The sequence below is a fragment of the Rhizobium sp. 62_C5_N11_2 genome (assembly GCF_051811185.1).
Lineage (GTDB): Bacteria > Pseudomonadota > Alphaproteobacteria > Rhizobiales > Rhizobiaceae > Rhizobium > Rhizobium leguminosarum.
In genome coordinates, this window is sequence record NZ_JBPWPW010000001.1 from 1422499 (window position 1) to 1434981 (window position 12483).

General features: G+C 60.1%; 16 protein-coding genes and 3 tRNA genes. 14 read left to right on the forward strand and 5 right to left on the reverse strand.

The genetic code is table 11. The features are described 5' to 3' along the window. Window positions 1-10: 10 nt before the first annotated feature. A complete protein-coding gene (locus AB8B31_RS07195; protein WP_018447533.1) occupies window positions 11-997 on the reverse strand; it encodes an aldo/keto reductase in 987 nt (328 codons plus the stop codon). Window positions 998-1239: 242 nt separating this feature from the next. On the opposite strand from AB8B31_RS07195, the gene AB8B31_RS07200 reads away from it, so the two are divergent. Next, the gene (locus tag AB8B31_RS07200) at window positions 1240-1641 is read left to right on the forward strand and encodes a (R)-mandelonitrile lyase (RefSeq protein WP_245515230.1); all 402 of its coding nucleotides are present in this window, start codon (window positions 1240-1242) and stop codon (window positions 1639-1641) included. Window positions 1642-1646: 5 nt separating this feature from the next. Here the strand turns inward: AB8B31_RS07200 and AB8B31_RS07205 are convergent, their stop codons facing one another. Continuing rightward, window positions 1647-2252, reverse strand: coding sequence for a class I SAM-dependent methyltransferase (locus AB8B31_RS07205; RefSeq protein ID WP_131703092.1), 606 nt, complete (start codon window positions 2250-2252; stop codon window positions 1647-1649). Between the two features lie 165 nt (window positions 2253-2417). Between AB8B31_RS07205 and AB8B31_RS07210 the strand changes: the two genes are divergently transcribed. Beyond that, a complete protein-coding gene (locus tag AB8B31_RS07210) occupies window positions 2418-2771 on the forward strand; it encodes a hypothetical protein (RefSeq protein WP_018241586.1) in 354 nt (117 codons plus the stop codon). A gap of 133 nt (window positions 2772-2904) precedes the next feature. Beyond that, window positions 2905-3453: a glutathione peroxidase gene (locus AB8B31_RS07215; RefSeq protein WP_018241587.1), complete on the forward strand. Its 549-nt coding sequence runs from the start codon at window positions 2905-2907 to the stop codon at window positions 3451-3453. A gap of 111 nt (window positions 3454-3564) precedes the next feature. Here AB8B31_RS07215 and AB8B31_RS07220 read toward each other — a convergent pair whose 3' ends face one another. The 3 genes from AB8B31_RS07220 to AB8B31_RS07230 all read right to left on the reverse strand — a co-directional run bounded on the left by AB8B31_RS07220 (window position 3565) and on the right by AB8B31_RS07230 (window position 4760). Beyond that, complete coding sequence (locus AB8B31_RS07220; protein ID WP_018447536.1) at window positions 3565-3777, reverse strand: hypothetical protein; 213 nt, start codon at window positions 3775-3777, stop codon at window positions 3565-3567. A gap of 407 nt (window positions 3778-4184) precedes the next feature. Further along, window positions 4185-4583: a hypothetical protein gene (locus AB8B31_RS07225; protein ID WP_018241589.1), complete on the reverse strand. Its 399-nt coding sequence runs from the start codon at window positions 4581-4583 to the stop codon at window positions 4185-4187. Window positions 4584-4684: 101 nt separating this feature from the next. Continuing rightward, window positions 4685-4760 (reverse strand) — tRNA-Val (locus AB8B31_RS07230). Window positions 4761-5164: 404 nt separating this feature from the next. On the opposite strand from AB8B31_RS07230, the gene AB8B31_RS07235 reads away from it, so the two are divergent. The 11 genes from AB8B31_RS07235 to AB8B31_RS07285 all read left to right on the forward strand — a co-directional run bounded on the left by AB8B31_RS07235 (window position 5165) and on the right by AB8B31_RS07285 (window position 12365). Continuing rightward, a tRNA-Asp gene (locus AB8B31_RS07235) sits at window positions 5165-5241 on the forward strand. Window positions 5242-5325: 84 nt separating this feature from the next. Further along, window positions 5326-5402: transfer RNA gene (locus AB8B31_RS07240), tRNA-Asp, on the forward strand. Window positions 5403-5648: 246 nt separating this feature from the next. Further along, window positions 5649-6014, forward strand: a complete 366-nt coding sequence (locus tag AB8B31_RS07245) for an NADH-quinone oxidoreductase subunit A (RefSeq protein ID WP_010055493.1) — start codon at window positions 5649-5651, stop codon at window positions 6012-6014. Further along, on the forward strand, window positions 6005-6589 hold the full coding sequence (locus AB8B31_RS07250; RefSeq protein ID WP_131703091.1) for a NuoB/complex I 20 kDa subunit family protein: 585 nt from the start codon (window positions 6005-6007) through the stop codon (window positions 6587-6589). The genes AB8B31_RS07245 and AB8B31_RS07250 overlap by 10 nt, the downstream gene beginning before the upstream one ends. Window positions 6590-6607: 18 nt before the next feature. After that, window positions 6608-7210 (forward strand): NADH-quinone oxidoreductase subunit C, encoded by a 603-nt coding sequence (locus AB8B31_RS07255; RefSeq protein WP_112902547.1) that lies wholly within the window; start codon window positions 6608-6610, stop codon window positions 7208-7210. 46 nt (window positions 7211-7256) lie between these two features. After that, on the forward strand, window positions 7257-7643 hold the full coding sequence (locus AB8B31_RS07260) for a four helix bundle protein (RefSeq protein WP_018447539.1): 387 nt from the start codon (window positions 7257-7259) through the stop codon (window positions 7641-7643). Between the two features lie 60 nt (window positions 7644-7703). Next, window positions 7704-8894: an NADH-quinone oxidoreductase subunit D gene (locus AB8B31_RS07265; RefSeq protein ID WP_018241591.1), complete on the forward strand. Its 1191-nt coding sequence runs from the start codon at window positions 7704-7706 to the stop codon at window positions 8892-8894. Next, entirely contained in the window at window positions 8894-9166 is a 273-nt protein-coding gene (locus tag AB8B31_RS07270; protein WP_018241592.1) for a hypothetical protein, read from the forward strand. Before AB8B31_RS07265 ends, AB8B31_RS07270 begins: the two co-directional genes overlap by 1 nt. Window positions 9167-9182: 16 nt before the next feature. After that, window positions 9183-10349: an NADH-quinone oxidoreductase subunit E gene (locus AB8B31_RS07275; RefSeq protein ID WP_130728989.1), complete on the forward strand. Its 1167-nt coding sequence runs from the start codon at window positions 9183-9185 to the stop codon at window positions 10347-10349. 10 nt (window positions 10350-10359) lie between these two features. Next, a complete protein-coding gene (gene nuoF, locus AB8B31_RS07280) occupies window positions 10360-11664 on the forward strand; it encodes an NADH-quinone oxidoreductase subunit NuoF (RefSeq protein WP_003547378.1) in 1305 nt (434 codons plus the stop codon). 2 nt (window positions 11665-11666) lie between these two features. Then, a complete protein-coding gene (locus tag AB8B31_RS07285; protein WP_131703090.1) occupies window positions 11667-12365 on the forward strand; it encodes a 5' DNA nuclease in 699 nt (232 codons plus the stop codon). The last annotated feature ends 118 nt before the right edge of the window (window positions 12366-12483 follow it).

Consider the following 12483-nt stretch of genomic DNA (forward strand, 5'->3'; position numbering starts at 1 on the left):
TATTGGGCGCCTACCAGCGCTGATGCACATGCGGCGCGATCAGCCGCTCGTAAATCTCGCGCGTTGCTGCCATGACATCGGCCGAAAGCGGCGCCAGATTGGCAGCAGCCGCATTGCCCTTGGCCTGCTCGGCGTTACGCGCGCCGGGGATGACGACGGTGACGGCGTCGCTCATCAGGATCCAGCGGAGCGCGAAGGCGGCCATGGTGGCGCCCTCGGGCACCAGCTTGCGCACCTCTTCCACCGCCTGCAGGCCGACCTCAAAGGGCACGCCGGCAAAGGTCTCGCCGACATCGAAGGCTTCACCGTTGCGGTTGAAATTGCGGTGGTCGTCGCTGGCGAAATGTGTGTCCCGGGTGATCTTGCCGGAGAGAAGACCGCTGGCGAGCGGTACGCGGACGATGATCGCCACGTTCCTGCGGCGTGCTTCCTGGAAGAACAGGTGATCGGGGCGCTGGCGGAAGATGTTGTAGATGATCTGGATGCTGACGACGCCGGGATATTCGATCGCCTTCAGACCGTCCTCGACCTTCTCGACGCTGACGCCGTAACCCTTGATCTTGCCGGCCTTCTGCAGCGCGTTCAAGTCCTCGAAGACCTCCGGCTGGTAAAGCACCTCACGCGGCGGGCAGTGGAGCTGCACGAGGTCGAGACTGTCGACGGCAAGATTCGTCAGGCTGCGGTCGATGAAGCCTTCGAGATTAGCCTTGGTGTAGCCTTCCGCGACATGCGGGTTGAGGCGGCGGCCCGCCTTGGTAGCGACCATCGGACGCACACCGCCGCGCGTCTTCAGCACGTCGGCAATGATCTTTTCCGAGCGCCCGTCGCCATAGACGTCAGCCGTATCGATGAATGTCATGCCGGCATCGAGCGCGGCATTGAGCGCCGCGCGTCCGTCGGCCTCGCTGATATCGCCCCAGGAGCCGCCGATCTGCCAGGCGCCGAAGCCGACATTAGTGACGGTGAAGGGCATGCGGCCGAAAGCATGGTGTTTCATGAAAAATCCTCCCTACTGCATGTCACCCGGAAGTGTGCGGGGACAGCGACATGCATAAAAACAAAGAGCCAAAGCGCATCGCATGAATCAAGCACGATGCGACGCGCTTTGGTGATGAAAGCCACTGGAACTATCAGGCGGGTGACTCCGCGGCAATTGCCGATCCGGCTTTGATTGGTCGCCTCGATGAAATATCGTCGCGATATAAGGCTTCAACCGCAATGAATGGAAAAGGAAAGATCATGGAGATCAAACCCGCCGGCTCTCGCCCCTCGACGAAGCCACCGGCCGACTATTTCACCGGCGCCGTTCGCCAGGATCCGCTGATGGAAACGCCGGCGCCGGCACGGGCGAGGGCGGTCTTCGTCACCTTTGAACCCGGCGCCCGCACGGCCTGGCATACGCATCCGCTCGGCCAGACACTGATCGTGACATCAGGTAAGGGCCTCGCCCAGAGCTGGGGCGAGGACATCCGCGAGATCCGCCCCGGCGATACCGTCTGGTTCGCGCCGGGCGAAAAACATTGGCACGGTGCTGCCCCGGACACGGCTATGTCGCATATCGCCATCCATGAGGCGCTGGACGGCAGCCACGTCGACTGGATGGAAAAAGTCAGCGACGAGCAATATTCCGGTAAAATGTGAGCTGATCAGAGCCGTTTCAGGCAATAGGAAAAATGCGCGTGCGATTCGACCGTCAGGAACTCGAATTGCCAGCCGTAATCCTTGCAGAATTTGGTGACCGCCTCGACGACGCCATAGACGATCGGCTTGACCGTATTGCCGGTGCAGAAATCATGCCCGGCAATACGCCCCGTCCGCTTCACCTTCTTTTCGCAGAGCAGGAGTTCCTGCCAGGTGAGCTCGAACGAATGGTCGGTATCGATATAGGCCCAATCGAGGAAATCGTCCTCGAATTCGGCAAGCTTGTCGAGCGATGTGCCTTGCATCAGATGCAGCCGGCCGGCCGCGATCTCGGCCCCGAAATTCGTGTGGATCGCATCGAGCCCGGAGCTGTAGCGATCCATTGACCAGGGATCGATGAGGTAGAGCTGCGCCGGGCGATTCTTTTCCAGGATCTCCGCCGTATATTCGCCGAAGGCTGCCCCGACCTCGACGCCGATGCCGCCGTTCGGGATCCGATAAAGCAATTCGCCGCGATCCGGCAGCAGCCGGGCGTTTTCCATATGATGGGCGCTGAGCGGGGTGCGCGGCATGCTCGCCCGGAGCGCCTGCCTTTCTTCACGTGTCTTCATTTCTGATCTCGGGATTGCGGGCGACTGACGGCCCTGATGCGGTTTGACGGCAAGGTAGGAGCAGCCGGCACCGATGACAACCGCATGACGGGAATTTGCTTCTTTCGAACAAACCGCTAAGTTCCATCTGTGAACTGACGAAAAAGCCTCGGGAGGAGCGATTTCATGAGACGCATGTGGCCTGAAGAATTCAACGCCATCATCAGCGGAGCTGAGGAGGTGATGTTGGAAACACCAGCCGAGGCCGGCGAAGCGCCGCTGCAGCGCAAGGCGCTGAAGGCGCGAATCACCATGCAGGATTACGAGCGGATCTGGCCGCTCGCCGAGATGCGCTTCCGGCTTGGCGAAAGAGATGGCAAGGCCATCACGCTGATCACCACCAATCCCCATTACCACGCCTGGCACCCGAAGGACGGCGGCAGCGTCGATTCCGTGTCGGACAGTGGGCGCCATTACAAGACGGATTATCTCGTCGTGCACTTCCTGCTCGACGACGTGAAGGAAACGTCTCCCGCCTGAGGTGCTGAGGCCCGGTGCGGCCGGAAGCCGCACCGGCGTCCTGTGGAAGCCAAGTTGATCCCGACGCTGATGACAACGGCGGCGATATCGGTAAGCTTGGGCGAAACATATCCTTACGAAATTGGAGGTTCCCGTGACGGGCAACGTGCTGGATATCCCGGTCAAGACTGTGGATGGTCGTGAGACCACGCTCAACGAATACAGGGGCAGGGTGCTCTTGGTCGTCAATGTCGCCTCGAAATGCGGGCTGACCGTCCAATATGAGGGGCTGGAAAAGCTCTATGGGGAAAAGCGCGAGCGCGGCTTCGTCATCGCAGCTTTCCCCGCCAACGACTTCAAGGGTCAGGAGCCCGGCACCGACGCCGAGATCCTCGATTTCTGCACCAGCACCTATGACGTCACCTTCCCGATCTTCTCGAAGATCTCGGTCAAGGGCGAGGCCCAGCACCCGCTTTACCGGCAGCTGACCAAGTCGGGTGTCGCGACGACGGGTGACGGCCCGATGCGCGAACGCCTGAAATCCCATGGCATGACAGGCGGAGATGAGGACGACATCCTCTGGAACTTCGAGAAATTCCTGATCGGCCGCGACGGCAAAGTCGCCGCCCGTTTCGCGCCTGACGTGACGGCGGACGATTCGCGGCTGGTTTCCGCTGTGGATAAAGAACTGGCGAAGGGATGAATGGTGGGACGTGAGCACCCACCGGACAGCGGGATGCTCACTACCCCGATCACGCTCTCACATCTCAGTGGGAGAAAATGAGAAAGCGCATCCGGCGCCGTTCCAAGATCCTCAGATCCCAAGCACGGTCACAAGCGGGGGCGTAAAGTTCTTGAAGCCCACCCTCGGCCAGTCGCACCTCTTGTCGAATTTCGTCTTTGGTTCGTGGCGCTGGCATGTCGGATTCGTCTTGAATGCATATCCGGGCAGGGCGACGTATGTGGCACTTGGCGTACCAAGGGCAATCGCGATGCACAGCATCAATGCGGAGCGCAGGGTCCTCATGGCACACCTCCAGGCGTGATGAACCTTCAAGCGCGGAGACTTTCCGGGCGGCGAATTCTCCCACTTTTGCCGGCCCCTATCCATTCGCCCAATAGGAGGTGGCGCGGTGGCTGGGAGTAGTCCGTTTTACAGAGCGCTGGCGGGACGGCGCGCATCTGAAGCTGCCCGGCGTAACGCTTTGCTGCCCCGGAACGTCTTGCCGGGATGCCGTCTCGAGGGCGCAGACCTGCCCACAACTCGGACCGTGGCGTGCCGCCGAACGGGGGCATCGGCAGCCAGTTCACCGGATACGGAGAGTCGTGAAGAACCGATAGGCAGCGGGTGGGTTTTCAGTGTGGATGTAATCGCCATGAAATGGCAGACGATGGGCGTCCTCCAAACGGCGAGGGATGCCCATCACCCCACAGTCACTTCTGCGTGAGAGAAAATGAGAAGGCGCACCGGGCGCCGCTCATAAATGAAACGCGGTTTTGGAAAAACGAGAACGTATATCTGTCGCCACTTTGACCGCTGTCTCTGAAAGACGCGGGGAATCGGCTGATGGTGCTTAAGACGCCGCGCTGGCTGGCTTTGCTGATTTCCAAGCTGCAGGCCGAATTGTCGGCATCGACCGAAAAATTAATCGGCAGATCTGACTGCATTCTCAGCAGATATGTTCTGGCTTCACGCGCCGGGGTTTCTCCCGAGGTTGTAATCGCCTGATCCCCGGCAGACAGGAACACCTCTTGCGCTGGCTCTCTGGCAATGCACGGCGGCGCAGCCACGCTGGCGAGAAGCAGCGTAGAGATGATGGCAACGGTTTTCATGAGGTGTCTCCTGACAAAACAGCTTGCGCAGATCCTGATCGGATTAGCGAGCTAATTCGGGAGTCTAAGTCTGATGAACAAGCAGCAGGAAAGTTTGGAAATGGTGGGCGATGAGAGACTCGAACTCCCGACATCCTCGGTGTAAACGAGGCGCTCTACCAACTGAGCTAATCGCCCATCGCAAACGAAGCCGGATCGGCCTGCCGCGTTGGTGGCCGTGATCTATGCGGATCGCGGCAAAACCGCAAGAGTGTTTGTGAAGATTTTTTGATTTTTTTGGTGGTGGTCCCGTGTCTTGCAATGCCGCTTAGGTTCGGCTCGGCTGTGGAAAAGTGAGGGGAGGGCGACGAGCATGTCCGTTTCGAAGGCGCTGCGTCTGCGCCTGAGCGCCGCTGCGGAAGACGGAAGTGCCGGCTTTTGTTCGTCTGGCACCCAACCCGCAGAAACATTTCACGGACTGTCATGGTTTTGTCTCCAAACCTGCTTGACACTAAAAGGCGAACCCCGTAGTTAGCCGCTCATCGAAACGGGCAGCCGTTTTGGAGAGGGTGCGAAGGCATCCGGACTGCTTGAAATGAATTGCGGGTGTAGCTCAGTTGGTTAGAGTGCCGGCCTGTCACGCCGGAGGTCGCGGGTTCGAGCCCCGTCACTCGCGCCATTTCAAGTCTTGTAAAACGCAAATGCGATTTGTCGTTTGTCCGGTTCTCTTCTTCCTCGCGGCCGCAAAATGGCCGATCAATGCGCGGGTGTAGCTCAGTCGGTTAGAGTGCCGGCCTGTCACGCCGGAGGTCGCGGGTTCGAGCCCCGTCACTCGCGCCATTTCTCTTGAAAGCCATGCAGTTTCCAGTGGTCAGGCATGCGCGCTGAAGCGGCTTGCGCGGATTTGTCGCGACATCATTGCATGTGCTTGATAGTGTCCCTCGGCTACTCGTCGAATTGCTTCTGTAAAAGTCTTGCGCCGGGGCTTCGGCTGCGCTAACCACGGCTTGTTGCAACGCACGTTCGCTTGCCGGGCATTTGCCCAAATGCGCCACCTGGCGTCTCCGGCAAGCAGGGATGAACATGATGACTGAACTACTCAGTTCTTATATTCCAATCGCTATCTTCATTGCTATTGCGCTCGTGATCGGTCTGGCGCTGCTCATCGCGCCATTCGCCGTGGCTTTCAAAGCGCCCGATTCGGAAAAGCTCTCGGCTTACGAATGCGGCTTCAACGCTTTCGACGACGCCCGCATGAAGTTCGACATCCGTTTCTACCTCGTGTCGATCCTCTTCATCATCTTCGACCTCGAAGTCGCCTTCCTCTTCCCCTGGGCCGTCTCCTTCGGCGCCATCGGCTGGTTCGGTTTCTGGTCCATGATGGTCTTCCTTCTCGTGCTGACCATCGGCTTTATCTATGAATGGAAGAAGGGAGCCCTGGAATGGGAGTAGCCCCTGTGAGCAATAAGCCGCTCGTCGCAGAGCAGCCAAAAGGGATCATCGATCCTTCGACCGGCAAGCCGATCGGCAGCAACGACCCATTTTTCGGTGAGATCAACAACGAGCTCGCCGACAAGGGTTTTCTCGTCACCTCGACCGACGAGCTGATCAACTGGGCCCGCACCGGCTCGCTGATGTGGATGACCTTCGGCCTTGCCTGCTGCGCCGTCGAAATGATGCAGCTGTCGATGCCGCGTTACGACGTCGAGCGCTTTGGTTTTGCGCCGCGCGCTTCGCCGCGCCAGTCCGACGTGATGATCGTCGCCGGCACGCTGACCAACAAGATGGCGCCGGCGCTGCGTAAGGTCTATGACCAGATGCCCGAGCCGCGTTATGTCATCTCGATGGGCTCCTGCGCCAATGGCGGCGGCTATTATCACTATTCCTATTCGGTGGTGCGCGGTTGCGACCGCATCGTGCCGATCGACATCTACGTGCCGGGCTGTCCCCCCACGGCAGAGGCGCTGCTTTATGGCGTGCTTCTGCTGCAGAAGAAGATCCGGCGTACCGGCACGATCGAACGCTAAGGGTTAAGGACAAGGCATATGAGTGAAGCCCTGACTGAGCTTGCGTCCTACCTTGGCGAAGCGCACGCCAACCTGATCGCCGCATCGCAGATGAAGTATGGCGAGCTGACGCTGACGACGACGGGTGAAAACCTGGTCGCGCTTCTGACCTTCCTGCGCGACGACGCCAAATGCGGTTTCGTCAACCTGATCGATATTTGCGGGGTCGACTGGCCGCAGCGCGAGTTGCGTTTCGATGTCGTCTACCACCTGCTGTCGCCGAAGAAGAACCTGCGCATCCGCGTCAAGGTCGCGACCGACGAGGATACGCCGGTTCCGTCGGCCTGCCCCGTCTATCCAGGTGCCGACTGGTTCGAGCGCGAGACCTGGGACATGTATGGCGTGCTCTTCACCGGCCATCCGGACCTGCGCCGCATCCTGACCGACTATGGCTTCGAAGGCCATCCGCTGCGCAAGGACTTCCCGACCACCGGTTTTGTCGAAGTGCGTTACGACGACGCCGCAAAGCGCGTCGTCTACGAGCCGGTCGAGCTGAAGCAGGAATTCCGCAACTTCGACTTTATGTCGCCTTGGGAAGGCACGGAGTATGTGCTGCCCGGCGACGAAAAAGCGAAACAGTAGTCTTAGGCATCAGGCAGAAGCCAGCAGGCAGTAGTGACAAGGGAGAATGGCAACGGCGATTAATTCCTATCAGGATCTTAAGGTGTGGCAGCGCTCCATGGATCTTGCGGTTGAATGTTACGGCCTCACAAAGGAATTTCCAAAAGAGGAAATTTATGGCCTTGCCTCCCAGGTAAGACGTTCTGCAGCATCCATTGCAGCAAACATCGCGGAAGGTTACGGACGCGAGTCAACGGGTGCCTACGTGCACCACTTGAAAATTGCCCAAGGGTCTCTGAAGGAGTTGGAAACGCATCTGATACTCTCGGCGCGAGTAGGAATTGTCACGGTGTCACAAACCCAGTTGGCGCTTTCCTTGGTAGCAGAAGTGGGAAAGATGCTGTGGTCGCTTATTCGCCGCCTGCAGGATGGACGGAACGAACATGAGAATTGAAAACTACACTATTGCCTATTGCCCATTGGCTTATGCCTGCAATAGCGGAGCGCGTTGCAAATGACCGAACATAACGTCCGCAACTTCAACATTAACTTCGGACCGCAGCATCCGGCGGCGCATGGCGTTCTTCGTCTTGTCCTGGAGCTTGACGGCGAAATTGTGGAGCGTGTCGATCCGCATATCGGCCTTTTGCATCGCGGCACCGAGAAGCTGATCGAGACAAAGACCTATCTTCAGGCCGTGCCCTATTTCGATCGTCTCGACTACGTCGCGCCGATGAACCAGGAACATGCCTATGCGATGGCCGTCGAAAAGCTGCTCGGCATTGAGATCCCGATTCGCGGCCAGCTGATCCGCGTTCTCTATTCGGAAATCGGTCGTATACTCTCGCACCTTCTGAACGTCACGACGCAGGCCATGGACGTCGGCGCGCTGACGCCGCCGCTCTGGGGTTTCGAAGAGCGTGAAAAGCTGATGGTGTTCTACGAGCGCGCCAGCGGCTCACGCATGCACGCCGCCTATTTCCGTCCGGGTGGCGTCCACCAGGATCTGCCCGAACAGCTCGTGCAGGATATCGGCAACTGGTGCGACCCGTTCCTGAAGGCGCTCGACGACATCGACAACCTGTTGACCGGCAATCGTATCTTCAAGCAGCGCAACGTCGATATCGGCGTCGTCTCGCTGGAGGAATGCTGGGCTTGGGGCTTCTCCGGCGTCATGGTGCGCGGTTCGGGTGCGGCCTGGGATCTGCGTCGCGCCCAGCCGTATGAATGTTATTCCGATCTCGAATTCGACATCCCGATCGGCAAGAATGGCGACAACTACGACCGCTATCTGATCCGCATGATCGAGATGCGCGAGTCGGTTCGCATCATGAAGCAATGCGTCAACCGCCTGCTCTCGGATGCCAAGACCGGTCCCTTCTCGTCGATCGACGGCAAGGTCGTGCCGCCGAAGCGCGGCGAGATGAAGCGTTCGATGGAAGCGCTGATTCACCACTTCAAACTCTATACCGAGGGCTACCACGTGCCGGCCGGCGAGGTTTACGCCGCCGTCGAGGCGCCGAAGGGCGAGTTCGGCGTCTATCTGGTCTCCGACGGCACCAACAAGCCCTATCGCTGCAAGATCCGCGCCCCGGGCTACGCCCATCTGCAGGCCATGGATTTCATGTGCCGCGGCCACCAGCTTGCCGACGTCGCGGCCGTCCTCGGCTCGCTCGACATCGTCTTCGGTGAGGTGGACCGCTGATGCAGCTTCTGCCGCTGGCCGTCGTAATCCTTCTTTCGGCATCCGGGGTTTCGGCTCAGGAGTCCGATAGCCTCGGCACGCCGCTGGGCCGTAAGGAAGAGACGCCGCCGGCGCAGCAATCGTCCATGGGCGAGCTTTTGTCCAAGGGCTATCAGATCAAGGCTGCCATTCCGAACGGCAGCAAATTCGTAGTGTTTATGCAAAAAGACCAGTCGGCCTATGCCTGCGAAATGCAGTCTTTGACCGCTTCGCGGTGTGGAACCCTAAACTGACAAGGCGTGAGGAAGAATGTCCGTTCGTCGATTAGCCGAAGATCAATTCCAGCCTGCCGCATTCGCCTTCAGCGATGAGAATGCGGTCTGGGCGGACAAGACGATCCAGAAATACCCCGCCGGCCGCCAGCAATCGGCGGTCATCCCGCTGTTGATGCGGGCGCAGGAGCAGGACGGCTGGGTCACGCGCGCGGCGATCGAAAAGATCGCCGACATGCTCGACATGGCCTATATAAGAGTGCTCGAGGTCGCGACCTTCTATACGCAGTTCCAGCTGCATCCTGTGGGAACGCGCGCCCATGTCCAGGTCTGCGGCACGACGCCCTGCATGCTGCGCGGCTCGGAAGCGCTGATGTCGGTCTGCAAGAGCAAGATCCATGCCCATGCCTTCGAGCGCAATGCCGAAGGCACGTTGTCCTGGGAAGAGGTCGAATGTCTCGGGGCCTGTGTCAACGCGCCGATGGTGATGATCGGCAAGGACACCTATGAGGACCTGACGCCTGAGCGTCTCGAAGAGATCATCGACGTCTTTGCCGCCGGTAATGGTGCCAGCATCAAGCCCGGCACCCAGATCGACCGGGTGTTTTCGGCGCCTGAAGGCGGCCTGACCTCGCTGACGACGGAAGAGCCGAAGGCAAGGTCGCGCGCCAAAAAGGCCAATGCCGAATCCGTGTCGGCTCCAGTCGACGCCGCGCCGGTTCCGCCCTCCGAGGCCGCCCGCCCGAAGAGCACCGATGCCGAGACCAATGCTGCCCTGAAGACGCCGGCAACGGCGCCGAAGGCGGCTGCGAAAAACGCCAAGGCTGCCGAGCAGCAGCCGATATCAGGCACTGCGGCCGCCGAACCGGCGCCGAAAGCTGCCGTCAAGGCTGAAGCTGCCCCTGCGGCAAAGCCTGCTCTGACCGACAAGAACCGTCCGGCCGGCGTCGAAAAGCCTGCCGCACCGGATGATCTGAAGATGATCTCGGGTGTCGGCCCGAAAATCGAGGCGACGTTGAACGAAATCGGCATCTTCACCTTTGCGCAGGTCGCAGGCTGGAAGAAGGCCGAACGCGAATGGGTCGACGGCTACCTGAACTTCCGCGGCCGCATCGAGCGCGATGACTGGGTCAAGCAGGCCAAGGCGCTCGCCAAGGGCGGCGAAGCGGAATATATCAAGGTCTTCGGCAAGAAGCCGCGGTAAGAGGTGAAGCATGTTACAAGATAAAGACCGCATCTTTACCAATATCTACGGCCTCAAGGACAAATCCCTGAAGGGCGCGATGAGCCGCGGCCACTGGGACGGCACCAAGCAGATCCTCGAAAAGGGCCGCGACTGGATCATCAACGAGATGAAGGCCTCTGGTCTTCGCGGTCGTGGCGGCGCCGGTTTCCCCACAGGTCTCAAATGGTCCTTCATGCCGAAGGAAAGCGACGGCCGCCCACATTACCTCGTCGTCAACGCTGACGAATCGGAGCCCGGCACCTGCAAGGACCGCGATATCATGCGCCACGATCCGCATACGCTGATCGAAGGCTGTGTCATCGCGAGCTTCGCGATGGGCGCCAATGCGGCCTACATCTATGTGCGCGGCGAATATATAAGAGAGCGCGAAGCGCTGCAGGCGGCGATAGACGAATGCTATGATTATGGCCTGCTCGGCAAGAACAACAAGCTCGGCTGGGACATGGACATCTTCGTCCATCACGGCGCCGGCGCCTATATCTGCGGCGAGGAAACCGCGCTGCTCGAAAGCCTCGAAGGCAAGAAGGGCCAGCCGCGCCTGAAGCCGCCGTTCCCGGCCAATATGGGCCTCTACGGCTGCCCGACGACGGTCAACAATGTCGAATCGATCGCTGTTGCGCCGACGATCCTGCGCCGCGGCGCCGGTTGGTTCTCGGCCATCGGCCGCCCGAACAATGTCGGCACCAAGCTGTTCATGCTCTCCGGCCATGTCAACAAGCCGTGCACGGTCGAAGAGGAAATGGGTATCACCTTCCGCGAACTGGTCGACCGCCATGCCGGCGGCATCCGCGGCGGCTGGGACAACCTGCTTGCCGTCATTCCGGGCGGGGCGTCCTGCCCGATCGTTCCGGCGAAGGACATCATCGATTGCCCGATGGATTTCGACGGCCTGCGCGGCGTCGGCTCTTCCTTCGGTACTGCCGCCGCGATCGTCATGGACAAGTCCACCGACGTGATCAAAGCGATCGCCCGTATCTCCGCCTTCTTCAAGCATGAGAGCTGCGGCCAGTGCACGCCCTGCCGCGAAGGCACGGGCTGGATGTGGCGCGTGATGGAACGCATGGCCAAGGGCAATGCCCAGAAGCGCGAAATCGACATGCTGTTCCAGGTGACGAAGCAGATCGAGGGCCATACCATCTGTGCGCTGGGCGATGCAGCCGCATGGCCGGTGCAGGGTCTGATCCGTAACTTCCGTCCCGAGATCGAAAAGCGCATCGACCAGTATACGGCAAGCGCCCTCGATCACGGTGCGGTTCTGGAGGCGGCTGAATAATCATGGCGGACAACGCATCCAAGGTTGGGAAGAAGGAAGAAGTCACCGATTTCGCGGCCGGTTTCGGCCGTCTTGCCGCCGAGATGCTGGAAAATGCACGGGCGATGCCGGTGCATCCGCTGATGGCGCATCCCGCTGCAGCCTTTGCTGCCGCAACGGCGATCGGCTTCGGTTTCTCGACCCAAATGGCGGGCGCCTTCTTCGGCGCCTTCCAGAGCGCCCTGGAAACGACCGGCAAGGTCGCGGCCGCCCTCGATGACACGCCGCCGGACGAACTGAAGCCCGATGTCGATATCCGGCCGGAGAATATTCGCCCGGATGTCAGGGCTTTCACTAAGCCGCCGACCGAGAAGAAGGCAAGGCCGACCCTGACTGTTGTCAAGCCGGTCAGCGAGCCGACCCCAGCCAGCCACACGAAGCCAGCAAGCCAAACAAAGACCAGCCAACCAAAGCCGGCTGTGAAGGCAAAACCGGTTGCGCGTAGGAAGGCCGACGATCTGAAGCTGATCGCCGGCATCGGCCCGAAGCTGGAGCAGGTGCTGAATGCCAAGGGCATTCGCAACTTCGTTGAGATCGCCGCCTGGACCGACGAGGAAATCGCCCGGCTCGACGCCGAACTCGGCTTTAACGGCCGCATCGGCCGTGACGACTGGACCGGTCAGGCGAAAATTCTGGCGGGACGGGGCCGCAGGAAGAAATGAACTGTCCGGCCGTGCAATCGGCCGGAAGGATGGGCAGATCGGCGGACGGGCGGGGACCTCAAGCTGCAGATGCCGGTGCGGGTTCCGGGTCTGGAATGCGCGACAGAGAATTTGGGCG